At 70.8% G+C, this 21,397-nt stretch carries 18 protein-coding genes; 9 read left to right on the forward strand and 9 right to left on the reverse strand.

Going from position 1 to position 21,397, the window contains the following annotated elements:
• From R4I43_RS33400 to R4I43_RS33410, 3 genes are all read right to left on the reverse strand, one after another.
• A partial coding sequence (locus R4I43_RS33400; RefSeq protein WP_324269727.1) for a methylmalonyl-CoA mutase family protein occupies positions 1 to 523 on the reverse strand: 523 nt, incomplete at its 3' end.
• A complete protein-coding gene (gene mutA / locus R4I43_RS33405; protein ID WP_324269728.1) occupies positions 520 to 2,388 on the reverse strand; it encodes a methylmalonyl-CoA mutase small subunit in 1,869 nt (622 codons plus the stop codon). The genes R4I43_RS33400 and mutA, both read right to left, overlap by 4 nt.
• A gap of 290 nt (positions 2,389 to 2,678) precedes the next feature.
• Positions 2,679 to 2,876, reverse strand: a complete 198-nt coding sequence (locus R4I43_RS33410) for a hypothetical protein (RefSeq protein WP_324269729.1) — start codon at positions 2,874 to 2,876, stop codon at positions 2,679 to 2,681.
• Between the two features lie 152 nt (positions 2,877 to 3,028).
• On the opposite strand from R4I43_RS33410, the gene R4I43_RS33415 reads away from it, so the two are divergent.
• The 3 genes from R4I43_RS33415 to R4I43_RS33425 all read left to right on the forward strand — a co-directional run bounded on the left by R4I43_RS33415 (position 3,029) and on the right by R4I43_RS33425 (position 6,737).
• A complete protein-coding gene (locus R4I43_RS33415) occupies positions 3,029 to 5,539 on the forward strand; it encodes a DEAD/DEAH box helicase (RefSeq protein ID WP_324269730.1) in 2,511 nt (836 codons plus the stop codon).
• Positions 5,540 to 5,610: 71 nt separating this feature from the next.
• Entirely contained in the window at positions 5,611 to 6,024 is a 414-nt protein-coding gene (locus tag R4I43_RS33420; protein WP_324269731.1) for a universal stress protein, read from the forward strand.
• Positions 6,025 to 6,152: 128 nt separating this feature from the next.
• A complete protein-coding gene (locus R4I43_RS33425; RefSeq protein WP_324269732.1) occupies positions 6,153 to 6,737 on the forward strand; it encodes a DUF1349 domain-containing protein in 585 nt (194 codons plus the stop codon).
• Between the two features lie 22 nt (positions 6,738 to 6,759).
• On the opposite strand, the gene R4I43_RS33430 is transcribed toward R4I43_RS33425, so the two are convergent.
• The 5 genes from R4I43_RS33430 to R4I43_RS33450 form a co-directional block, all read right to left on the reverse strand.
• Positions 6,760 to 7,095: a YnfA family protein gene (locus tag R4I43_RS33430; protein WP_324269733.1), complete on the reverse strand. Its 336-nt coding sequence runs from the start codon at positions 7,093 to 7,095 to the stop codon at positions 6,760 to 6,762.
• A 194-nt stretch (positions 7,096 to 7,289) separates the two neighbouring features.
• The gene (locus tag R4I43_RS33435) at positions 7,290 to 8,987 is read right to left on the reverse strand and encodes a formate--tetrahydrofolate ligase (RefSeq protein ID WP_324269734.1); all 1,698 of its coding nucleotides are present in this window, start codon (positions 8,985 to 8,987) and stop codon (positions 7,290 to 7,292) included.
• 25 nt (positions 8,988 to 9,012) lie between these two features.
• Positions 9,013 to 9,849, reverse strand: a complete 837-nt coding sequence (locus tag R4I43_RS33440; protein ID WP_324269735.1) for a methylenetetrahydrofolate reductase — start codon at positions 9,847 to 9,849, stop codon at positions 9,013 to 9,015.
• A gap of 10 nt (positions 9,850 to 9,859) precedes the next feature.
• Positions 9,860 to 11,053, reverse strand: a complete 1,194-nt coding sequence (locus tag R4I43_RS33445; RefSeq protein ID WP_324269736.1) for a glycine cleavage T C-terminal barrel domain-containing protein — start codon at positions 11,051 to 11,053, stop codon at positions 9,860 to 9,862.
• A 208-nt stretch (positions 11,054 to 11,261) separates the two neighbouring features.
• Positions 11,262 to 13,706 carry an FAD-dependent oxidoreductase gene (locus tag R4I43_RS33450; protein ID WP_324269737.1) on the reverse strand — a complete coding sequence of 815 codons (2,445 nt, stop codon included), beginning with the start codon at positions 13,704 to 13,706 and terminating at the stop codon, positions 11,262 to 11,264.
• 212 nt (positions 13,707 to 13,918) lie between these two features.
• On the opposite strand from R4I43_RS33450, the gene R4I43_RS33455 reads away from it, so the two are divergent.
• From R4I43_RS33455 to R4I43_RS33475, 5 genes are all read left to right on the forward strand, one after another.
• On the forward strand, positions 13,919 to 15,133 hold the full coding sequence (locus R4I43_RS33455) for a sarcosine oxidase subunit beta family protein (protein ID WP_324269738.1): 1,215 nt from the start codon (positions 13,919 to 13,921) through the stop codon (positions 15,131 to 15,133).
• A gap of 16 nt (positions 15,134 to 15,149) precedes the next feature.
• The gene (locus R4I43_RS33460) at positions 15,150 to 15,395 is read left to right on the forward strand and encodes a sarcosine oxidase subunit delta (protein WP_324269739.1); all 246 of its coding nucleotides are present in this window, start codon (positions 15,150 to 15,152) and stop codon (positions 15,393 to 15,395) included.
• Positions 15,386 to 18,166, forward strand: coding sequence for a 2Fe-2S iron-sulfur cluster-binding protein (locus R4I43_RS33465; protein ID WP_324269740.1), 2,781 nt, complete (start codon positions 15,386 to 15,388; stop codon positions 18,164 to 18,166). The genes R4I43_RS33460 and R4I43_RS33465 overlap by 10 nt, the downstream gene beginning before the upstream one ends.
• Positions 18,150 to 18,644 carry a sarcosine oxidase subunit gamma gene (locus tag R4I43_RS33470; protein ID WP_324269741.1) on the forward strand — a complete coding sequence of 165 codons (495 nt, stop codon included), beginning with the start codon at positions 18,150 to 18,152 and terminating at the stop codon, positions 18,642 to 18,644. Before R4I43_RS33465 ends, R4I43_RS33470 begins: the two co-directional genes overlap by 17 nt.
• Positions 18,645 to 18,757: 113 nt before the next feature.
• Entirely contained in the window at positions 18,758 to 19,516 is a 759-nt protein-coding gene (locus tag R4I43_RS33475) for an IclR family transcriptional regulator (protein WP_324269742.1), read from the forward strand.
• On the opposite strand, the gene R4I43_RS33480 is transcribed toward R4I43_RS33475, so the two are convergent.
• Complete coding sequence (locus R4I43_RS33480; protein ID WP_324269743.1) at positions 19,499 to 21,064, reverse strand: Na+/H+ antiporter; 1,566 nt, start codon at positions 21,062 to 21,064, stop codon at positions 19,499 to 19,501. The genes R4I43_RS33475 and R4I43_RS33480 overlap by 18 nt on opposite strands.
• Before the next feature lie 50 nt (positions 21,065 to 21,114).
• Between R4I43_RS33480 and R4I43_RS33485 the strand changes: the two genes are divergently transcribed.
• Positions 21,115 to 21,387, forward strand: coding sequence for a UBP-type zinc finger domain-containing protein (locus R4I43_RS33485; RefSeq protein WP_324269744.1), 273 nt, complete (start codon positions 21,115 to 21,117; stop codon positions 21,385 to 21,387).
• The last annotated feature ends 10 nt before the right edge of the window (positions 21,388 to 21,397 follow it).

The following is a 21,397-nucleotide window of genomic DNA, read 5'->3' on the forward strand; positions in this document are numbered from 1 at the left end:
GCAGCACCGCGCCGTTCATGGTCATCGACACGCTCATCCGATCCAGCGGGATGCCGTCGAAGAGCTGCCGCATGTCCAGGATCGAGTCGATCGCCACGCCCGCCATGCCGACGTCCCCGCCGACGCGCGGGTGGTCGGAGTCGTAGCCGCGGTGGGTGGCCAGGTCGAAGGCCACCGACAGGCCCTTCTGCCCGGCCGCGAGGTTGCGGCGGTAGAAGGCGTTGGAGGCCTCGGCGGTGGAGAACCCGGCGTACTGGCGCACGGTCCAGGGCTGGTTGACATACATCGTCGGATAGGGGCCGCGCAGGAACGGAGCCAGACCGGGGTAGGTGGACAGGAAGTCCAGACCGTCCACATCGGATTCGGTGTAGAGCGGCTGGACGTCGATGCCCTCCGGGGCCTCCCACGCCAGCGCGTCGGATTCCTTGCCGGTGGCCGCCAGCACCTCCGACCGCCAGCGGTCCTCATCCGCCTGCGACGGAGCGTCCAGGGGGATGTCGGCGAAGTTCGGGATCTGCGTCATCGTCGGACTCCCAACTCGGCGTGCACGGCCTCGAGGACGGTCAGCGCATCGCACCCGGCGTGGACGTAGCCGTCGACGTCGGCGTGATCGCTCGGTTTCCCTGCCAGCAGAACGGTTTTCGCCCCGGCCTGCCGGAGTGCCTGCGCGGTCTCGGCGGCGCGCTCGGCGTAGATCTCGTCGCTGGAGCACAGGCACACCACCGGAGCACCCGTGTAGGCGGCGAGCACCGCGTCCGTCGAATCGGTCGGCCCGGCCTCGGCGGAACCCAAACCGCCCGCGGCGAACAGGTTGCGGGCGAACGACTCACGCGCGTTGTGCGCCGCCAGGGGCCCGAGCGTGGCCAGGAAGACCGCTGGGCGCTCCCCGGTCTGAGCCAGCCGGGCATCGGCGGCGTCGCGCAGCGCCTCGAAGTTCTCGGCGTAGCGGTGCACCGGCAACCCGCCGCCGGGCTGCTGCGGCGCCGCGCTGCGCTCCACGGGGGCTTCGTCGAGGTTCGGGAACTCGCTGACCCCGGTGATGGCATCGCTGCGACGTGCGATCGCCGCGCGGCGCTCCTGCCAGGTGTCCTCGATCTCCTCGGCGACCAGCCCGGATTCCAGGGCCTGCGGGAGCCCGCCGGTGGCTTCGATGCGCTGGAACCAGGCCCACGCGGTGCGGGCGAGTTCGTCGGTGAGGGTTTCGACGTACCAGGAGCCGCCTGCGGGGTCGATGACCTGGGCGAGGTGGGATTCCTCCAGCAGCAGCGCCTGGGTGTTGCGGGCGATGCGGCGGGCGAAGTCGTCGGGCAGACCGATCGCGGCGTCGAAGGGCAGCGTGGTGACCGACTGGGCGCCGCCGACTCCGGCGGCGAAGGTGGCGATGGTGCCGCGCAGCATGTTCACCCACGGGTCGCGGCGGGTGAGCATCGCCTGCGAGGTCACCGCGTGCTGGGTCTGCGCCCGCGCGGGCTCGCTGACGCCGCTGGAGCGGGTGACCTGCTCCCACAGGCGGCGGGCGGCGCGCAGCTTGGCGATGGTCAGGAACTGGTCCGCGGTGGCGGCGTAGCGGAACTCCAGCTGCCCGGCGGCGGCGTCGACGTCCATGCCCGCCTCGGTGAGCCACCGCAGGTAGGTCACCCCGGCGGCCAGCGAGCAGCCCAGCTCCTGGGCGTCGGAGCCACCGGCGTCGTGGAACGGCAGCGCGTCCACGCTCAGGGCTCCCAGCTGCGGGAACTCGGCGGCGCAGCGCCGGGCCAGCTCCACGGCGGCGTCGCGGTCACCGGCCTGGCCGGTGCGGGCCAGGACGGCCAGCGGGTCCGCGCCGAGGTTGCCGCGCAGCTGCCCGGTGGGCACGCCCTGCTCGGCGGCGAGGTCGAGGTAGGCCTGCGCGGCGGCGGCGAAGTCCGCGCCCGCGTCCAGACTCACGCCGATCATGTCCAGGTGCACGCCGCCCAGCGCATCAGGCAGGTCGTCGATCGCGATCCCGGCGGCACCCAGGCGCAGCCAGAGGGAGGAGACGCCGTTGTAGAGGTCGGCCAGGACCTCCCGGTTGGTCTCTGCGGCGTCGGGGTGCTCGTGGCGCTGCCGCACGTCCCAGCCCTCGGCCACCCCGCCCTGCGGCCGGCTGCCGCGCACGAACGGCGCCAGGCCCGGCAGCCCCGGCTCGACGGGCGCGGAGGTGTAGAGCGGGCGCACCCGGATCCCGTCGTGGGTCGTGGAGTCCAGCACGTCCTCGACCGGACCGGCAGGCGGCTCCTCACCGACCGAACCGGATCGTTTCAGCACCTTGTGGACCTGGTCCTGCCACTGCTCGCGGGTCGGCTCCGGGAACTCCGCAGCCAGCGGGAGATCCGGCCGGCCGCTGCTCGTCGTCGAGTGCGCCACCATACGAAGGATGGTAAGCGGCCAGTTCGGATGTGAAACCGATCAAATCTGTGATGCGCATCTCCGTGGAGTAAACGGCGTTCACTTCTGCACGTCAGGCAAGCGACGAAGTCGCTTTCTCCTTGCCCCATCCTCGCAACTGGCACCGCCGCGGGTTCTCAGGCGTCTTCTGGGAGGACAGCCGCAGCGCCGTGTATTGGTCATACATCAGTCGCGGATCCCGGAGCCAGAAGGCGTCTGAGGTTCCGCTACCGGCACCGCCACGCAGAAGGGCCACACGTGATTCTTCAGAACTATGGCTGTGTTCCGCATAGGTGGTACACCCAGCCGCTCTCCGGGGTGTAGTGGAGTTCGTACTGGGTTTCGATCTTGGGGCCGTCGTGCAGGTGGATGTGCTTGAGGAGGCGGCCTGCGACCGCTTCGTGGTCGCGCAGGTCCTGGACTCTGCCGTCCAGGGGCCCGCCGATGAAGCGCACGTTGCGGGTCGACATGGCGCCCCTCCTTCCTCCTGAGACCAGGGCCGCCTCTCATGGTCGCTGATCACCGGGGTCTTCCACCAGCGACAACACCGGGGTGGAGGAAACCGGCCGGAGGACACCCCGGCTGCCCCGGGCCGGGGGTGGCCAGGGACGATGGGGGGACGATGAAGCTCACCGACCAGCTCCCAGCGCTCACCGCCGGCGATCCCGATCCCGACGCCCAGTTCGAGGCGTTCGTCGAATGGACGACCTCGTTGGGCATCGAGCTCTACCCGGCGCAAGAGGAAGCGCTGATGGAGGTCGTGACCGGCGCGAACGTGATCCTGTCCACCCCGACCGGGTCCGGTAAGAGCATGGTGGCCACCGGCGCGCACTTCGCGGCCCTGGCCACCGGCAAGCGCAGCTTCTACACCGCGCCGATCAAGGCGCTGGTCTCGGAGAAGTTCTTCAGCCTCGTCGACGTCTTCGGCGCCGAGAACGTCGGCATGATGACCGGCGACTCCAGCGTCAACGCCGACGCGCCCATCATCTGCTGCACCGCGGAGATCCTGGCCAACATCGCGTTGCGCGACGGCGCGGACGCCGACGTCGACCAGGTCGTGATGGATGAGTTCCACTTCTACGCCGAACCCGATCGAGGCTGGGCCTGGCAGGTGCCGCTGCTGGACCTGCCGCGCGTCCAGTTCGTGCTCATGTCGGCCACGCTCGGCGACGTCAGCTCCTTCGAGGAGGACCTGACCCGCCGCACCGGCCGGGACACGGCGGTGGTCACCTCGGCCGAGCGGCCGATCCCGCTGAACTTCCGCTACGCCAAGACCCCGCTGCACGAGACCATCGAGGAGCTCCTCGATGGTCAGCAGGCCCCGGTCTACGTCGTGTACTTCAACCAGGCCTCGGCGCTGGAGCAGGCGCAGGCGCTGATGAGCGTCAAGGTCGCCTCCCGCGAGCAGCGTGACGCCATCGCCGAGGCGATCGGCGACTTCCGCTTCACCGCCGGCTTCGGCAAGACGCTGTCGCGGCTGGTCAGGCACGGCATCGGCGTGCACCACGCGGGCATGCTGCCCAAGTACCGGCGGCTGGTCGAGCAGCTCGCGCAGGCCGGGCTGCTCAAGGTCATCTGCGGCACCGACACGCTCGGCGTGGGCATCAACGTGCCGATCCGCACCGTGCTCATCACCGGGCTGACCAAGTACGACGGTGTGCGCACCCGGCACCTCAAGGCGCGCGAGTTCCACCAGATCGCCGGCCGGGCCGGTCGCGCGGGCTACGACACCGCGGGCTTCGTGGTGGTGCAGGCGCCCGAGCACGAGATCGAGAACGAGCGGGCGCTGGCCAAGGCCGGAGACGACCCGAAGAAGAAGCGCAAGGTCGTGCGCAAGAAGGCTCCCGAGGGCTTCGTGTCCTGGAGCGAGAAGACCTTCGACAAGCTGGTGGAGGCCGAGCCGGAGCCGCTGCGGTCCAGCTTCAACGTCAGCCACTCGATGCTGCTGAACGTGATCAACCGGCCGGGCGATGCGTTCGCGGCGATGCGGCACCTGCTGGAGGACAACCACGAGGACCGCGCCACCCAGCGCAAGCACATCCTGCGGGCGATCGCGATCTACCGGGCGCTGCTGGCCGCCGACGTCGTCGAGCAGCTCGACACGCCCGACGAGCAGGGCCGCAGGGTGCGGGTGACGGTGGACCTGCAGTTCGACTTCGCGCTGAACCAGCCGCTGTCGCCGTTCGCGCTGGCCGCCATCGAACTGCTCGACTCCGAGTCGCCGACCTACGCGCTGGACGTGCTCAGCGTCATCGAGTCCACACTGGACGATCCGCGGCAGGTGCTCTCGCAGCAGCAGTTCAAGGCCCGCGGCGAGGCCGTCGCGCAGATGAAGGCCGACGGCATCGAGTACGACGAGCGCATGGAGCTGCTGGAGGAGATCACCCACCCCAAGCCGCTCGAAGAGCTCCTCGAAGCCGCCTACGAGACCTACCGCAAGGGGCACCCGTGGGTCGGCGAGCACGAGCTGTCGCCGAAGTCGGTGGCGCGCGACATGTACGAGCGGGCGATGAACTTCGTCGAGTTCGTCAACCACTACGGCCTCGCGCGCTCCGAAGGCCTCGTGCTGCGCTACCTCGCCGACGTCTACAAGGCGCTGCGGCACACCGTGCCCGACGACGCCAAGACCGAGGAGCTCACCGACATCATCGAATGGCTCGGTGAACTGGTCCGCCAGGTCGACTCCAGCCTGCTCGACGAGTGGGAGAAGCTGCGCCACCCCGGCGAGGGACCGGCCAAGGCCGAACCCGCCGAGCCCGAACGCGTCACGCGCAACCTGCGGGCCTTCCGGGTGCAGGTGCGCAACGCGCTGTTCCGCCGCGTCGAGCTCGCCGCGCTGGGCCGCTACGAGCAGCTGGGCGAGCTCGACGGCGAGGACGGCTGGGACGCCGACGCGTGGGAAGACGCGCTGGACGACTACTACGCCGAGCACGACGAGATCGGCATCGGTCCGGACGCGCGCGGCCCGCGGATGCTGATGATCACCGAGGAAGCCGACCGCTGGCTGGTCCGGCAGATCTTCGCCGACCCGGCCGAGGACCACGACTGGGGCATCAGCGCCGAGGTCGACCTCGCCGCGTCCGACGAGGCCGGCAGCGCCGTCGTGCGCGTCACCGACGTCGGCCAGCTCTGACGCGCTGCAACGCTCCCGGGATCGCCATACGATCCGGGCAAGATCCTCGCGAGCGTTGAAGGAGTCTGGTCATGCCCCAAACCGTCGTCGTCGGAGTGGACGGGTCGGAGGAATCGGTGCACGCGCTGCGGTGGGCCGCCGACCACGTGCGGCAGGTGGGCGGAGTCCTGCACGCGGTCACCGTCTGGCACCAGCCCGTGCAGTTCGGCTACCACCAGACGTCCCCCGACGCGGAGCTGCAGAGGCAGGGACAGGAAGCGCTGGATTCGTCGGTGGCCCGGGTCAAGCCCGACTTCCCGAGCGTCGACATCCGGCCGAAGCTGATCCGCGGTCAGGTCGTCGACGAGTTCGTCAAGCTGTCCAAGAAGGCGGACCTGCTGGTCGTCGGCGACAAGGGCCACGGAGCGTTCACCGGCATGCTGGTCGGATCGGTCGCGGTCAAGATCGTGCACCACGCGGCCTGCCCGGTCACCGTCGTCCGCTGAGGACTCCGTCGATCATCAGGCGTGCTTCACTCCGGCTGTCCGCCGCCCCGGTAGTCTTCGGTGCTCGACGGTGACTCGACGACGCGGGCCGCCAAGGCGGTTGCCCGGACCGAACGGAGCGGTGGGCAATGCAGCAAGCCGAAGACCTCACGCTGTTCGAGCTCAGCGGGTGGCAGTGGCTCAACGAACCGGCGAACTGGTTGACCTACGCGGGTCTGACCGTCACCAGCGACGAGGAAACCGACTTCTGGCAGACCACGCACTACGGCTTCAACCGCGACAACGGGCACGCCCTGCTGCTGCCCGTCGGGGCCCACTTCCGGATGCGCACCAGGTTCTTCGGTGACTACCGCGAGCAGCACGACCAGGCCGGGCTGATGCTGCGCATCGACGAGCGGAACTGGATCAAGACCGGCATCGAGTACGTCGACGGCGAGCAGTACCTGTCGGCGGTGGTCACCCGCGAGTTCTCCGACTGGAGCCAGCTGCCGGTGTCGGCGGTCTGCGGCGAGGTCGAGTCGGTGACCGTGGAGGTCGAGCGCTTCGAGGACGCCGTCCACATCCGCTACGCCGCCGAGGACGGCGAGCCCGTCAACAACCTCCGCACGGCCTACTTCCCACCGGACGTCCCGGCCCACGCAGGCCCGATGTGCGCTTCCCCGGACGGCGTGGGCTTCCCCGTCCGCTTCTCGGACCTGACCCTGGCGGAGTGAGCGCCCGGACCTGCGGTCCGGTTCACGCCGAGCGCGGCGCGTACATGATCACGGCGACGCCGACGAGGCAGATCAGCGCCCCGATGACGTCCCAGCGGTCCGGCCGGAAGCCGTCGAGCAGGACTCCCCACAGCAGTGATCCGGCGACGAAGACGCCGCCGTAGGCGGCCAGGATCCGGCCGAAGTGCGCGTCGGGCTGCAACGTGGCGACGAAGCCGTAGGCCCCCAGCGCGATCACGCCCGCGCCCACCCACAGCAGGCCCTTCTGCTCCCGCACGCCCTGCCACACCAGCCACGCCCCACCGATCTCGGCGACGGCGGCCAGCACGAACAGCACGACGGACCGGACAACACCCATGACCGCCAACGGTAGGCCACACCCGGCCCTACCCCGTCCGGGGGACGTGATTCGAATTTCGCGCGAAGTTCGACGACGCGACGTCAACCTCGAATTTCGCGCGAAATTCGAAAAGCCCACGTCACCGACTGCGGGAAGCGGCGGCCGGGGCGGACGCGCGGCCGCCGTGTCGCGCGCCTGGTTGAGCAGGCAGGTCACATCAGGCCGGTGATGTTGCCGTTGGCGTCCAGGTCGATCGACTCGGCCTGCGGGTGCGAGCCGAGGCCCGGCATGGTGCGCATGTCCCCGCAGATCGGGTAGACGAACCCGGCGCCGACCGAGGCCCGGACCTCGCGAACCGGCAGGGTCCAGCCGGTGGGGGCGCCCAGCAGCGAGGGGTCGGAGCTCAGCGACAGGTGGGTCTTGGCGATGCAGACCGGCAGCTCGCCGTAGCCGTTGGCCTCGTAGCTGTCGAGGGCGTGTGAGGCCGCCGGCGCGTAGCTGACGCCGTCGGCGCCGTAGACCTTCGCCGCGATCGTCTCGATCTTGGTGCGCAGGTCGGCCTCGTCGGGGTAGAGGACCTGGAAACCGGCGGGTTCCTCGCAGGCCGCGACGACGGCTTCGGCGAGCTCAGCGCCGCCCTTGCCGCCCTCGGTGAAGTGGGTGCTGACCGCCACGTGCGCGCCCTCGGCCTCGGCGACCTGCCGGATGGCCTCGTGCTCGCTGGTGAAGTCGCTCGGGAAGGCGTTGATCGCCACCACCGGGGAGACGCCGTGCAGCCGGATGTTGTCGATCTGCTTGCGCAGGTTGTCGGCACCGGCGAGCACGTCGTCGGGGTTCTCCGCCAGCATCTCCGGCGGCAGCGGCTTGCCCGCCACCACCTTGTACCGGCCGGAGTGCGCCTTGAGCGCGCGCACCGTCGCCACCAGCACGGCGGCGTCCGGCTGCAGCCCGGAGGTGCGGCACTTGATGTTGAAGAACCGCTCGGCGCCCATGTCCGCGCCGAAACCGGCCTCGGTGATCAGGTAGTCGGTGCAGCGGCTGGCGACGAGGTCGGCGACGATCGAGGAGTTGCCGTGGGCGATGTTGCCGAACGGTCCCGCGTGCACCAGCACCGGCGTGTTCTCGGTGGTCTGCATCAGGTTCGGCTTGAGCGCGTCGCGCATGATCACCGCCATCGCACCGGCGGCCTTGAGCTGCTCGGCGGTGACCGGCTCACCGTCGGAGGTGTAGCCGACGACGATGCGGCCCAGTCGTTTCCGCAGGTCGGACAGCGAGGTCGACAGCGCCAGCACGGCCATCACCTCGCTGGCCGCGGTGATGTCGAACCCGGTCTGGCGCGGGTTGCCGTCCTGCCTCCCGCCGAGCCCGGAGACGATGTTGCGCAGGTCCCGGTCGTTGACGTCGAGGACCCGCCGCCAGGTGATCCGGTGCGGGTCGATGCCCAGCGCGTTGCCCTTGTGCAGGTGGTTGTCGACCATCGCCGACAGCAGGTTGTGCGCCGCGGTGACCGCGTGCATGTCTCCGGTGAGGTGCAGGTTCAGCGCCTCCATCGGCACCACCTGGCTGTACCCGCCGCCTGCCGCGCCGCCCTTGATGCCGAACGTCGGGCCCATCGAGGGCTGCCGGACGGCGACGGTGGAGCGCTTGCCGATGTGGTTGAGCGCCTGCCCGAGCCCGACGGTGGTGGTCGTCTTGCCCTCGCCCAGCGGGGTGGGCGTGATCGCCGAGACCACGACGTAGCGGGCGCGCGGCCGGTCGGCGAGCTCGTCGATGGCGTCGAGCGAGATCTTCGCGACGTTGCGCCCGTAGGGCTCCAGCAGGTGTTCCCCGATGCCCAGCTGCGCTGCGATGTCGTCCATCGGGCGCAGCGCCGTGGCCCGGGAGATGTCCAGATCGGACGGGATGGTCATGCCAGGACCTCCTGCGAGGTGTCGGTTACGCCGGACGGTCCGCGTAGCCGGACAGCCGGTAGGCCAGGTCGTCGCGCCACTGCACCGTCTTGCTGATCTCGTTGAACGTGAACAGGTGCCAGCCCGCGATCGGCGAGTCCGGATCGGCCAGCTGCGGGGACAACTCGTCGAACAGCTCCTCCGGCGTGTAGCGTGCCAACATCTTCGAGACCGCGCCGTACTGCTTTCGCAGGAACCGCGTCGACTCACCCAACCCGATCTTCAGCGCGATGCGCAACAGCCGATGCGCGTCCACCACCCCCGGAACACCCACGTACAAGGGCACTTCCACCCCGCGAATCCGCAGGTCGTCGGCCCACTTGATGATCGTCCGCGGATCGAACGTGATTTGCGAAACCACGTAGTCGGCGTAGCGGGCCTTCTCGGTCATGGCCCGGACGGCCCAGTCGTCTGGGATGAACGCGTGCCGTTCGGGGTAACCGGCGATGCCGATGCGGGCGGGCAGCCGCTCCAGCTGCTCCATCGCGCGCAGCAGCGCGAGGGAATCGGTGAACTCGCCCAGCGGCTTGGCCGCGTCCCCGGCGATCACGAACGCCTCGTCCACCCCGGCGGCGTCCAGCCGGTCCAGGATCGCGGTGAGGTGCGCGCGGTCCCGGATCGAGCGGGCCGCCAGGTGCGGGACCGCGTGCAGGCCCATCGCCACCAGCCGCTCGGTGGTGTCCAGGGTCGGCCCGAGGCCCCTGGCCGGTGAGGCCGTCACGGTCACGGTGCTGCCGGGTTGGAGCAGCTCGACGCGGGCACCGCCCACCGGCAGCACCTCGTAGCGCATCCGGTCGAGGGATCGCCGCAGTTCGGAGTTCATCTCGCCCCCTTCACGCGCTGCGCGCCAGGCGCTTGGGGATGTCCTTGGTCGGGTCCAGGAACGGCTTCTCGGACACCACCGCCTGCTGCGGGCCGTGCTGGGTGTGCACGACGAGCTCGGTGCCGGGTTCCTGGTAGGCGATCGGCACCATCGCGTAGCCGATGTTGCCCTCGATGCGCGGGGAGTGGGCGGCGGAGGTGACCTCGCCGATGCGCAGGCCGTGCGGGTCGTGCACCGGGAACACGTCGATCATCGCGCCGTCGTTGAACGAGCCCACGCTGGGACCGTCGATGCGCACGCCGACGAGCTTGCGGCCGACACCTTCCTGCTTGATGCGGCGCAGCGCGTCCTTGCCGATGAAGTCGGCGTCCTGGTCGAGGTCGACCATCCAGGTCTTCTCGAAGCCGTAGCCGACCTCGAACGGGTTGGTGTCGGCGGTGATGTCGCAGCCCCACGAGAGGATCCCGGCCTCGATGCGGCGGATGTGGCACGGGCCGATCACGGTCAACCCGTGCGGCTCACCGGCCTCCCAGATCGCATCCCACAGCCGCACGCCGTCGCGGGAGGCGTTGTGCAGGTAGATCTCGTAGCCCAGCTCGGCGGTGTAGCCGGTGCGGGAGACGACGACCTGCATGCCCGCAACCTCTCGTTGCACCGCGTAGTAATAGGGGATGTCCAAAATGGATTCGCCGAACAGGTCCGCCATCACCGCGCCGGACTTCGGGCCCTGGACCTGCACCGGGCCGACGTCGGGTTCGTGGATCTCGACGTCCATGCCGAGGGCGTGGGCGAGGGCCTTGGCCCACATCAGCACGTCGCTGTCGGCCAGCGAGAGCCAGAAGTGGTTCTCGCCGAGGCGCAGCAGCACGGGATCGTTGAGGATGCCGCCGTCGTTGCCGGTGACGAACACGTACTTGCACTGGCCGACCTTGCACTTGGTCAGGTCTCGGGGCACGAGCATGTTGGTGAACTCGAACGCGTCCGGACCGGTGATCTCCACCTGCCGCTCCACGCCGACGTCCCACAACGTCACGCCCTCCAGCAGTGCCCAGTACTCGGCGACCGGATCCCCGTAGTGGCGCGCGTGGTACGTGTGGTTGTAGACGCTGTACATCGCCACGCCGTGCTGCCGGGAGGCGTAGAAGAACGGCGATTTGCGGATCCGCGGGTACAGCAGAACGCCGGGGTTCAGGTTCACGCTCATGGTGCGCTCCAAGTCTGGGTCTGTGCGATTTCAATGGAAGTCCGAACTCCGATTTCAATGGAAATCGGGACCTCGATTTCAGCGGAGTTCCGGGTTCCGGTTTCCGCTGAAATCGGGTGGGGGGCCGTCGGAGGGGTTTTCGGATCGGGGTTGGGGTCGTCGTGGTCGGTTGTGTCGTGGGTCGGGTTCGGTTGTTCTTTTTGGGTTTTCAGCAGCGCATTCGGGTCATGCGGGGGTCGAAGGCGGGGTCGGGGATGACCGTGGCGGGGTGCGGTTGGTTGAAGTAGGTGACCGTCAGCCGGGTGTCGGGTGAGGAGAGTGCGGCGGGGAGCCAGGCGTAGGCGAGGCTCTCGCCGAGTGTGTGGCCGTAGGCGGCGCTGGTGGTGAAGCCCACCGCGTCGCTCCCGGCCCGCACCGGTTCCGAGCCCATCAGGACCGTGCCGTCGTCGATGCGCAGGCAGCACAGGCTACGAGCGGGTTCCTCCTGCCGGAGCAGGGCTTCTCGGCCGATGAAGGGACCCTTGTCGGGCTTCACCGCGAAGGCGACGCCCGCTTCGGCGGGGGTGTGCTCGGTCCACATGTCGGTGCCCCAGGCGCGGTAGCCCTTCTCGATCCGGAGCCCGTTGAACGCGCCCCGGCCGGCCGGGAAGATGCCGTGCCCGGAGTCGGCCAGCAGGTCCCACAGCCGGCGGCCGAAGTCGGCGGAGGTGTAGAGCTCCCAGCCGAGCTCGCCCACGTAGGACAGCCGCAGCGCCACCACCGGCACCTCGCCGACGTGCAGCCGCCGGGCGCGGAAGAACCCGAACGCCTCGTGCGAGACGTCGATGTCGGCCAGCGGTTGCAGCACGTCGCGGGCGCGCGGACCCCACAGACCGATGCAGCAAGTGGCGCCGGTGATGTCGCGGACCTGCGCGGTCTCGTCGGCGTGATCGCGCAGCCAGGCGATGTCGCGCGGACCGTTGCAGCCGACCTGGAAGTGGTCGCGTCCCAGCCGGGCCACGGTGATGTCGGAGCGGACGCCGCCCTCGGGCGTGAGCATCAGCGCGTAGGTCACGTACCCGGGCGCCCGGTCGATCTTGCTGGTGGTGAGCCGGTCCAGCAGGGCCAACGCCCCCGGCCCGGTGACCTCGGCGCGCGTCAGCGAGGTCATGTCGAACATCGCCACCCGCTCGCGGGTGGCCTGGTGCTCGGCGCCGACGATCGGCGACCAGAACTGCCCCGCCCACGGGCCGGGTTCGGCGATTTCCCTTCCGCCGAGCAGGTTCTCGTTGCTGGCGTACCAGTGCGGGCGTTCCCAGCCGGAGGCTTCCAGGAACACCGCGCCGAGCTCGCGCTGGCGGTCGAAGAACGGGCTGGTGCGCAGCGGTCGCGGCTGCTCGGGCGGCTGCTGCGGGTGGATGACGTCGTAGACCTCGCGGAAGCTCTGCGCGCTGCGCTGCGCCAGGTAGGCCGGGCTGCGGGCGAAGTCGTCGAAGCGGCCCAGGTCGGCCTGCCGCAGGTCGATGTCGGGCGTGCGCCCGGCCAGCCACTGCGCCATCGCCCGGCCGACCCCGCCGGCGTGGGTGATCCACACGGCCTCGGCGACCCAGAAGTTCTCCACGTCGGATCGCCCGAGCACCGGCATCCCGTCGGAGGTGAACAGGAACAGCCCGTTCATGCCCTCGCCGATCTCGGCGTCCCGCAGCCCGGGCAGCAGCCGCCGCGCCTCCTCCCACGGTCCGGCGAAGTCCTCCGGCGTGAACGGGTGCACCGAGGCCATGCCCTTCCAGCCGCCGCCTTCGGACGGCGCTTCGGTGCCCGGCGTGACGGTGGGGGTGAGCTCGTCGGTGTGCACCGGCATCACGCGATGCCGGTAGGAGCCGATGCCGTAGCGGTCGTGGACCTGCCGGAAGTACATCGAGTGGTCCTGGTGCCGCAGGATCGGTTGCGCCACTTCGGTTTCCCCGCCGGGCAGCACCGGGGTCGTCACCGCGTACTGGTGGGCGAGCGGTTGCACCGGGATGGTCACCCCGGCCATCCGGCCGATCTTCGGTCCCCAGATCCCCGTGCAGCACAACACGATCTCGGCCGTGAGATCCCCGGACGTGGTGTGCACGGTGGTGATCCGGCCGCCGCTGATGTCGAACCCGGTGACCTCGGTGCCGCCTTCGAAGCGGACGCCGAGCCGGTGCGCCTGGCGCATCATCGCCTCGGCGGCCCGCACCGGTTTGGCGATGCCGTCGGTGGCCACGTGCAGCCCGCCGAGGATCTTCTCCGCGTCGACGTCGGGGATCCGGTCGCGCACCTGATCGGCGTCGAGGAGTTCGCCGCCGATGCCCCACGCGGTGGCCAGGCCGAGCTTGCGCTCCAGGTCCGCCCAGCGCTCCGGGGTGGTGGCGACCTCGATGCCGCCGACCGGGTGGAAGCAGGGCTTCCCGTCGACCTCCAGCGAGGAGTACAGGTCCACGGTGTCGGCGGCGAGCCTGCTCAGCGTCTCCGAGGCGTTGGTCTGGAAGACCAGCCCGGGGGCGTGCGAACTCGATCCGCCGGTGGCGGGAAGTGGGCCTTGGTCGATCACGAGCACATCGGTGATCCCTTGGCGCGCCAGGTGGTAGGCGGTGCTGCATCCGACGATGCCCGCTCCCACAAGCAAGATTTGGACGCTCGAAACCATGGCCGCCGCCTTGTTGCGTCTACGACAACTCCTCGCGCACACCGCAACATTGCGCTCGCTGGGAGGGGTGCGTCAAGGGCCGCGGGCGACGAATTTCCCGGGCGTGGATCTTGTTGTGGGACAACGAGAACTGACGTCCCCCGATCGTGAATTGACCGGCTCCTCGCAGCGCTCCTAGCCTGGCCTTACCTCCGGAAGCGAGGGAGGTCTCCGTGGTCGCAGCACCGCTTCCGCAACCGCCCGAGAAGCTGTGGCGCAACGCCGAGCCGGCCCGGCACTACGACGTGGTGATCGTCGGGTCCGGCGGGCACGGGCTGGCCACGGCCTACTACCTCGCGCGCGAGCACGGCATCCGCGACGTCGCGGTCCTCGAACGCGGTTGGCTGGCGGGCGGGAACATGGCCCGCAACACCACGATCATCCGCTCCAACTACCTGTGGGACGCCAGCGCCGGGATCTACGAGCACGCCCTGAAGCTGTGGGAGGAACTGCCCGACGAGCTCGACTGCGAGCTGCTGCTGAGCCAGCGCGGCGTGCTCAACCTCGCGCACACCGAGCAGGAGGTGCGCGACTCGCGCCGCCGGGTTTTCGCCAACCAGGCCAACGGGATCGACGCCGAGTGGGTCTCGCCCGAGGAGGTCGCCCGGATCTGCCCGATCATCAACACCGGCTGCCGCTACCCGGTCCTGGGGGCGACGTGGCAGCCGCGCGGCGGCATCGCCAAGCACGACCTGGTCGCCTGGGCCTTCGCCCGCCGGGCCGACGAGATGGGCGTGGACCTCGTCGAGGGCTGCGAGGTCACGGGCTTCCTGACCGACGGCGACCGGGTGCGCGGGGTGCGGACCTCGCGCGGCGACATCGGCGCGGACCGGGTCGCGCTGGCCGCGGCCGGGCGCACCAGCACGCTCACCGACACCCTCGGGCTGCGGCTGCCGCTGCAGAGCCACCCGCTGCAGGCGCTGGTGTCCGAGCTGCTGGAACCGGTGCACCCGTGCGTGGTGATGTCCAACCAGGTGCACGTCTACTGCAGCCAGGCGCATCGCGGCGAGCTGGTCATCGGCGCGGGCATCGACTCCCGCAACGGCTACTCGCAGCGGGGTTCGGTGCACGTCATCGAGCGGCAGCTGGCCGCCGCGCTGGAGCTGTTCCCGATCTTCGCCCGCGCGCACGTGATCCGGACCTGGGCGGGAACGGTGGACGTCACGCCGGACGCCTCGCCGATCATCGGGCCGACGCCGTGGGAGGGGCTGTTCCTCAACTGCGGTTGGGGGACAGGCGGTTTCAAGGCGACCCCGGGCGTCGGTCAGGTCTACGCCGACACCATCGCCCGCGGCCGGCCGCACCCGCTGGCCGAGCCCTACGGGCTGGAGCGGTTCGTCACGGGCGCACTCATCGACGAGCACGGCGCGGCGGCCGTCGCGCACTGATTCCGGGAGGTCCGAGATGCTGCGGATCCTGTGCCCCTGGTGCGGGGAGCGGGACGAGGTCGAGTTCCGCTACGGCGGTCAGCCCGTGCCGTACCCGGCGGACCCGGCGGCGTTGAGCGATCGCGAGTGGGCCGAGGTGCTGTTCGTGCGGGACAACCCCTGCGGCTGGTGGCGGGAGCGGTGGGTGCACGCGGCCGGTTGCCGCCGCTGGTTCGAGCTGTGGCGCAACACCGAGACCGACGAGGTGGCGCCATGCGGCTGAGCACCGGCGGGCGGATCGACCGCACCCGCACCCTGCGCTTCACCTTCGACGGGGTCGAGCTCACCGGCCACCCCGGTGACACGCTCGCCTCGGCGCTGCTGGCGGCTGGACGCGTCGAGATCGCCCGCTCCACCTACCTCGCCCGCCCGCGCGGTGTGCTCACCGCGGACCTCACCGAACCCAACGCCCTGGTGGCCGTCGGCGGGAACCCCTTCGCGCAAGCCACCGAGGTCGAGCTCCACGACGGCCTCCAAGCCGAGAGCGTCCCGGGCGTGGGCCGCCTGGCCAGCTCTGATTCCCCCGACTACTACCGCAGGTACGCCCACGCGGACGTCGTCGTGATCGGCGGAGGTCCCGCAGGAGTCGCCGCGGCCGTGGCCGCGGGAGGCACCGGAGCACGCGTCCTCCTGGTCGAGCACGGCCAGACCCTCGGCGGCGAACGCCACCTCGACTGGATCACCCGCGCCCTCCACGACCTGACGGATTACGCCGGTATTCAGGTACCCGATTACGCCGGTATTCCGGGTGCCGACCCCGGGAGTTCTCCGCCGGACGCGGATTACGCCGGTATTCGGGGACCCGATTACGCCGGTATTCGGGGTGCGGACGGAGGTGTTCGGGGCGCGGACGGTCGTGATCGGGGGGAGGCGCACCGGAGTTTTCGGGGTGGGGCCGGGGGACGGCTCCGGATCTTGCTGGGGGCGACGGCGATCGGTCGGTACGAGAACGGGTACCTGCTGGTCGCGCAGGGGAGGCGGATGTGGCACGTCCGGGCGGAGGAGGTCGTGCTGGCCACCGGGGCGCACGAGCGGCCGCTGGTGTTCGCCGGCAACGATCGGCCGGGGATCATGCTGGCCTCGGCGGTGTCGACCTACCTGCGGCGGTTCGCCGTGCTGCCCGGGCGGGAGGCGGTGGTGGCCACCACCTGCGACAGCGCCTACGCCACCGCCGCTGAGCTCGCCGCCGCCGGGTGCCGGGTGCGGGCGATCGTCGACAGCCGCCCCGACCCGCCGCCCGCCGACGTCCCGGTGATCGCCGGCGCCACCGTCGTCGAAACCTCCGGCCGCTGCCTGGAATCCGTGCGGCTCTCGGACGGGACGGAGATCGGCTGCGACCTGCTGGCGGTCAGCGGCGGCTGGAGCCCGGTGCTGCACCTGCACGACGGCGACCGCCGCTGGGACGACGGCATCGCCGCGTTCCGGCCGGTCGGCGGTCTGGTCGCCGGTGCCGCCAACGGCACCTTCGACCTGCCCGGCTGCATCGCCGAAGGCCTCGAAGCCGGTGCCCGCGCGGCCGGAACCACCCCGCCTCCGCCACCGGACCTGCCGCCGGAACCGATCCGCCCGCCCCGCCCGGTGTGGCTGCCGCCGGGGGAGGACACCGAGCAGTTCGTGGACCTCCAGCGCGACGCCACCGTCGCCGACATCCGGCGCGCGATCCGGGCCGGCCTGCGCTCGGTCGAGCACATCAAGCGCTACACGACCATCGGCGTCGGCAGCGACCAGGGCAAGACCTCCTGGGTCAACGCGATGGCCGTCATCGCCGCCGAACTCGGCACCACCCCCGGTGAAGTGGGCACGCCCGCCTTCCGCCCGCCCTACGTCCCGGTGCCGTTCGCGATGATGGCGGCCCGTGAACGCGGCGACCTCCACGACCCGATCCGCACCACCCCGATGCACTCCTGGCACGTCGCCCGCGGCGCGGTCTTCGAAGACGTCGGCCAGTGGCGGCGCGCCCGCTACTACCCGCGATCGGGTGAGGACATGGCCGCGGCCGTGCACCGCGAATGCCTCGCCGCGCGCACCGGGGTCGCGATGCAGGACGTCAGCACGCTCGGCCGCATCGAGGTCGTCGGCCCGGACGCACCGGAGTTCCTCAACCGCGTCTACACCGGCGGATTCGCCAAGCTGCCGGTCGGCAAGGGTCGCTACGGGATCATGTGCACCGCCGACGGCATGGTCCTCGACGACGGCGTGGCGCTGCGCCTGGCCGCCGACCGCTACCTGCTCAGCACCACCACCGGCGGTGCCGAGAAGGTCCTCGACTGGCTGGAGCAGTGGCTGCAGACCGAGTGGCCGGAGCTGGAGGTGTGCTGCACCTCGGTCACCGAGCAGTGGGCCGCGGTGGCCGTCACCGGCCCGGACTCCGGCGAGGTCGTCGCCCGGCTCGCGCCGGAGCTCGGCGAACTCGCGTTCCTGGAATTCCGGGACACCGCGCTGCACAACGGGGTTCCCGCCCGCATCGCCCGGATCTCGTTCTCCGGGGAGCTGGCCTACGAGATCAACGTCCCGTCCTGGTACGGCCTGGCGCTGTGGGAGGACGTCGGCGTCACGCCCTACGGCACCGAGGCGATGCACGTGCTGCGCGCGGAGAAGGGCTTCGTCATCGTCGGCCAGGACACCGACGGCACCGTCACCCCGCTCGACCTCGGCATGCCGGTGTCCCAGCGCAAGGACTTCCTCGGCAAGCGGTCCCTCACCCGCGCCGACACCGCTCGCGCCGACCGACCGCAGCTCGTCGGCCTGCTCACCGAGGACCCGGCCGAGCTGCTGCCGGAAGGCGCCTGCCTGGAAGGCGGGACCGGGCACGTCACCTCCAGCTACCGCAGCCCGATCCTGGGCCGCACCATCGCGCTGGCCCTGGTGGCCGCCGGGCGCGACCGCATCGGCGAGCGCCTCGCGGTTCCGCTGGGCGAACGCGAGGTGCCGGTCCGGGTGCACGAGCCGGTGTTCTACGACCCGGAGGGAGCTCGCCGTGACGGTCGACGTTGACCTGCGCCGCAGCCCGCTGCACGACCGCGCAGCCGAACTCGCCGAAGTCCTGGTGGAGGAACCGTTCCTGCCCCAGCTCGACGTGCGCACCCGCGCCGGAACCGCGCTGGGGCTGCGGCTCCCGGAGCCCACCCACGTCACCGGCGACGAGCACCGGGCCGCGCTGGGCCTCGGCCCGGACGAGCACCTGCTGATCGGCGTCACCGGCACTGAGCCCGGCCACCGCAGCGTCGTCGACGTCTCGGCCGCCCGCACCACCCTGCGCCTGCACGACCGCGAGCTGCTGGAGACCCTCTGCTCGCTGGACCTCGACGAGCTCACCCCGGGCCGTTGCGCCCAGACGCCGCTCGCCCGGGTCCCGGTGATCCTCTGGCGGCTCGACACCGGCTACCGGGTCCTCGTCCGCAACTCCTTCGCGGGACACGTCGCCACGGCGTTGCTCGACGCTCGCCAAGTGACCTCGGGTGTTGCACAATGAGGAACAGAATTTTCCGCCCACCCCGGATGATCGCGGAATAGGTCCGGCGAGCCGATAGGGTCTGGCCCGTGGCTAGTGCGTCTGAATCACGCGGAAGTAGCTCGGGTGCCCTCGTGCAATCAGTGGACCGGGCGGTGACCGTGCTGGAACTGCTGGCCCGCAACGGCGAGGTCGGCATCACCGAGATCGCCGGCGAGCTCGGCGTGCACAAGTCCACCGCGTCCCGACTGGTCAGCGTGCTCGAATCACGAGGGCTGGTGGAGCAGCTGGGCGAGCGCGGCAAGTACGCCATCGGCTTCGGCATCGTGCGGCTCGCCGGCGCCGCCACCGAGCGGATGGACCTCTCCCGCATCGGCCAGTCCTACTGCGATTCGCTGGCCACCGAGCTCGGCGAGACGGTCAACATCGCCGTCCGGGACTACGACGTGGCGATCAACATCAGCCAGGCCCGCGGCACCGCGTCGGTCACCGCGCACAACTGGGTCGGCCAGCGCACCCCGCTGCACGCCACCTCCAGCGGCAAGGTGCTGCTCGCCCACGCGCCCCGCGACGACCAGGACCGCATCCTGGCCCGCAAGCTCGAGCAGTACACCGAGCAGACCGTCATCGCGGCCCGCCAGCAGCGCAAGGACTTCGACGCCATCGTCCGCGACGGCTACGCCACCAGCTACGAGGAGTTCGAGATCGGCCTCAACGCCGCCGCCGTGGCCGTCTACGACCACGAGGGCAACGTCATCGCCGCGCTCAGCGCCTCGGGCCCCACCTACCGCTTCACCCGCAAGCGGGTGCGCGAAGCCGTCGGCTACATGCGCGAAGCCGCCGCCGACCTGTCCGCGCAGCTGGGGTTCATCCCATCAGTCCCGGGTGAGTGAGAGCTCCTCCAGGTCGAGTTGGTGCATGACCCGGCGCAGCACCTCGTCGTCGATCCGGCGGGCGTCGCGGAACTGCACGAACACCGCCCGCTCGGCCGCCAGCATCTCGCCCCGGAGGCGCTGGTAGGCGGCCGTGGGGCTCTCGCCCAGCTCCTCGTCGGAGCGGCCGAGCCGCTCCCACGCGCGGTTGGCCCGCTGCTGGGCGGCCTGCCGGAGCTGCTCGGCGACATCACCGGGCGGTTCGGCGCCGACGGTGAGCTCGTCGAGCCGCTGCTGGGAGGCGCGGGCGGCGTTGTGCCTGGCCTCGGCTTCGGCGAGCGCGTCGGTGTAGTCCTCACCGCCGACCACCCCGAGCCGTTCGATCAGCCTGCGCAGCGTGGTGCCATGCAGCAGCAGCGTCGCCAGCGTGACGAAGAAGGTCAGGAACAGCACCTCGTCGCGGTGCGGGAACGGGTGGCCTGACAGCGTGACCGTCGGGATCGCCGAGGCCGCCGCCAGCGACACCACCCCGCGCATCCCGGCCCACGACACCACCAGCTTGTAGCGCCAGTCCGGGCGCCTCCCGCGCAGCCACTCCGGCAGGTACATCGCGCCGAACACCCACACCACCCGCGCCAGCACCACCGCGACCGTCAGCGCGCACCCGGCCAGCAGCAGCGGCCCGAACCCGGTGGTCACCCCGGCGACGACGCTGCTGAGCTGCAACCCGATCAGCGCGAACACCACCGCCTCCAGCAGCGTGTCCACCGCGCCCCACACGGCCTTGTCCTGCACCCGCGTCGCCGCGCTGCGCGCCGGCGAGTGGTGCCCGAGGTACAGGCCGGCGACCACCACCGCCAGCACGCCGGAGGTGTGCGCCTCCTCGGCGACGAGGTAGGCGAAGAACGGCACGATCAGCCCGACCGCGCTCTCCAACATGTCGTCGCGCAGCAGCAGCTTGACCCGGTTGACCACCCAGGCGATCACGAACCCGATCAGCGTGCCGCCCACCGCCGCCAGCAGGAACATGCCCAGCCCCGCCAGCAGCGAGGTGCCGGTGCCGATCGCGGCGGCCACCGCCACCCGGTAGGCCGTCAGCGCCGTCGCGTCGTTGACCAGGCTCTCGCCGCTGAGCACCGTCATCAGCCTGCGCGGCAACCCCACCCGGCGGCCGATCGAGGTCGCCGCCACCGCGTCCGGCGGGGCGATCACCGCGCCCAGCACCAGGGCCGCGCTCAGCGGCAGCCCCGGCACCAGCCACCACGCCACCAGCCCGGCCGCGGCGGTGGTGAACAGCACCAGCCCGATCGCCAGCAGCCCGATCGGCCGCAGGTTCGCCTTGATCCCCACCGTCGAGCTGTGCAGCGCCGCCGAGTACAGCAGCGGTGGCAGGATCAGCAGCAGGATCACGTCGGGGTTGATCGCGTAGTCCGGGACGCCCGGGATCGCCGAGACCACCAACCCCACGACGACCAGCACCAGCGGTGCCGACACGCCGAGTCGGCGGGACAGGGCCGTGACGGCCAGCGCTCCGGCGAGCAGAGCCATCAGCGCGGGCAGCTCGTGCATGCTCACTCCCGTCGGGACATGCTGGGCGGCAGGAGAGAAGGGACCGGACGATGTCGGATCGTTGCGCACACCTGACCGATGCCGCCACTCAGCGGCCGAACCCCAGCAGCGTAGACGGCTGCGAGGACTGCCTTGCCGCCGGTGAACGAGTGTGGGCCCACCTGCGGATCTGCACCGGCTGCGGGCACGTCGGCTGCTGCGACTCCAGCCCGAACCGCCACGCCACGGCGCACTACGAGCAGACCCGCCATCCGGTGGTCCGCTCCTTCGAGCCGGGCGAGAACTGGATGTGGTGCTACGCCGACGAGCAGCTCAGCGCCTAGACCGGGTCGG

This window comes from Saccharopolyspora mangrovi, assembly GCF_035320975.1.
In the GTDB taxonomy this organism is placed as follows: domain Bacteria; phylum Actinomycetota; class Actinomycetes; order Mycobacteriales; family Pseudonocardiaceae; genus Saccharopolyspora; species Saccharopolyspora mangrovi.

Excerpts from the sequence above, each read along its gene's own strand:
- mutA (WP_324269728.1), bottom strand. The coding sequence starts at position 2,388 with ATGGTGGCGCACTCGACGACGAGCAGCGGCCGGCCGGATCTCCCGCTG.
- R4I43_RS33410 (WP_324269729.1), bottom strand. The coding sequence starts at position 2,876 with ATGTCGACCCGCAACGTGCGCTTCATCGGCGGGCCCCTGGACGGCAGA.
- R4I43_RS33415 (WP_324269730.1), top strand. The coding sequence starts at position 3,029 with ATGAAGCTCACCGACCAGCTCCCAGCGCTCACCGCCGGCGATCCCGAT.
- R4I43_RS33420 (WP_324269731.1), top strand. The coding sequence starts at position 5,611 with ATGCCCCAAACCGTCGTCGTCGGAGTGGACGGGTCGGAGGAATCGGTG.
- R4I43_RS33425 (WP_324269732.1), top strand. The coding sequence starts at position 6,153 with ATGCAGCAAGCCGAAGACCTCACGCTGTTCGAGCTCAGCGGGTGGCAG.
- R4I43_RS33430 (WP_324269733.1), bottom strand. The coding sequence starts at position 7,095 with ATGGGTGTTGTCCGGTCCGTCGTGCTGTTCGTGCTGGCCGCCGTCGCC.
- R4I43_RS33435 (WP_324269734.1), bottom strand. The coding sequence starts at position 8,987 with ATGACCATCCCGTCCGATCTGGACATCTCCCGGGCCACGGCGCTGCGC.
- R4I43_RS33440 (WP_324269735.1), bottom strand. The coding sequence starts at position 9,849 with ATGAACTCCGAACTGCGGCGATCCCTCGACCGGATGCGCTACGAGGTG.
- R4I43_RS33445 (WP_324269736.1), bottom strand. The coding sequence starts at position 11,053 with ATGAGCGTGAACCTGAACCCCGGCGTTCTGCTGTACCCGCGGATCCGC.
- R4I43_RS33450 (WP_324269737.1), bottom strand. The coding sequence starts at position 13,706 with ATGGTTTCGAGCGTCCAAATCTTGCTTGTGGGAGCGGGCATCGTCGGA.
- R4I43_RS33460 (WP_324269739.1), top strand. The coding sequence starts at position 15,150 with ATGCTGCGGATCCTGTGCCCCTGGTGCGGGGAGCGGGACGAGGTCGAG.
- R4I43_RS33465 (WP_324269740.1), top strand. The coding sequence starts at position 15,386 with ATGCGGCTGAGCACCGGCGGGCGGATCGACCGCACCCGCACCCTGCGC.
- R4I43_RS33480 (WP_324269743.1), bottom strand. The coding sequence starts at position 21,064 with ATGCACGAGCTGCCCGCGCTGATGGCTCTGCTCGCCGGAGCGCTGGCC.
- R4I43_RS33485 (WP_324269744.1), top strand. The coding sequence starts at position 21,115 with ATGTCGGATCGTTGCGCACACCTGACCGATGCCGCCACTCAGCGGCCG.